Here is a 1192-nt window from a genome sequence, read left to right as displayed (position 1 = left end):
GGCCCCGCCCGCGGCAACCCCGCCTGGACCCGGCGCCGCCATGAACGACGCCGACCGCACGTCCGGCGGCGATGACAGCAAGTCGTCCGGGTAGCGCCGCAGCTCGTCGCTGATGCCCGCGGCCGGCAGCGGCGACCCGGACAGCCGCACCCAGGGCCCGCCGGCCGCGACGAGCTCCCGCCAGCCGATCCGGTCGTCCCGGAAGGCGTTGGTGACCTCGACCTCCGATGGGGAGCGGAGGGACACCGGCGCGGTGAGGCGGCACTCGAGGCGGGTGGTGGCGAGTCCGCCCGCCCCGGGTGCGCGGACCGCCGACGAGGACGCGATGCTCCAGCTCAGCGGCGTCCCGTCGACGGCCACGATGAAGGCCTCGGCCGCCTCCGCGCAGGTCGGCGCGGGATCCTGCAGCGTCGGCAACTCGGCGATGTCCGCCACGACGAGGGCCTCGGCGAGTGAAGGGCCCAGCGTCAGGGCGGCGTACCGGTTGACCGAGAAGTTGCCGAGGGGGTGTGCCGAGGCGGGCGGTGCCGCGATCAGCACGCCGAGGATCACGGCGGCCGGGACGGTGACGGCGACGACCAGGGCGCGTTTCATGACGATGCCTCCAGCGCGGCGAGGGCGCGGGCGGCCGTGGGACCGTCCGCGGGCGAGAAGTACCGATTCGAGTCGCGCACCCGACGCAGCTGCTTCAGGGCGGTCGGACGGTCGCCGAGGGCCAGGGCGACGGTGGCGAGGTGGTACGCGTACGCCGCGTCGGGCGAACCCGAGGCGGCGCGGCGCGCGTACCCGAGTGCCTCGCGATCGCGCCCGGCGGCGTGCAACGCCCGCCCGAGCGTGTCCGCCACCTCGGCGAACGGCCGGCGCCCGAACTCCGCCTCGGCCAGCCGCACGGCGGTGGCCGGATCACCTTTCGCCAGTGCGATCTGAGCCCCGGCCAGATCGTCGCGCCCGCCGTTGGCCCGGAAGATCCGGTGCGCGGCGTCGGCCAGCTCGAGCTGCCGGTCCGCGTCGGCGGCCCGCCCGGCGACACGCAGCAGCTGTGCGTAGTCCAGGAGGGTCTCCGGCGTCGGGGTCCGCCGGGCGATCAGGGCGACACCGCCGAGCGCCACGTCGAGGCGACCCAAGTACACTCTTATTAACAAAAATATATTGTTCTAATATTTGTTTATGCTTTTTCAAAATGATCACTCCC

Annotated in this window: 2 protein-coding genes; both read right to left on the bottom strand. The window is 73.2% G+C overall.

Annotation, left to right across the window (positions count from 1 at the left end; genetic code table 11):
- A partial coding sequence (locus tag AB0M20_RS44690; protein WP_364307679.1) for a hypothetical protein occupies positions 1-594 on the bottom strand: 594 nt, incomplete at its 3' end.
- A complete protein-coding gene (locus tag AB0M20_RS44685) occupies positions 591-1124 on the bottom strand; it encodes a hypothetical protein (RefSeq protein WP_364307677.1) in 534 nt (177 codons plus the stop codon). The genes AB0M20_RS44690 and AB0M20_RS44685, both read right to left, overlap by 4 nt.
- Positions 1125-1192: the final 68 nt, after the last annotated feature.

Source organism: Actinoplanes sp. NPDC051633 (assembly GCF_040681735.1).
In the GTDB taxonomy this organism is placed as follows: domain Bacteria; phylum Actinomycetota; class Actinomycetes; order Mycobacteriales; family Micromonosporaceae; genus Actinoplanes.
This window is presented reverse-complemented; position numbering and strand designations above follow the sequence as displayed.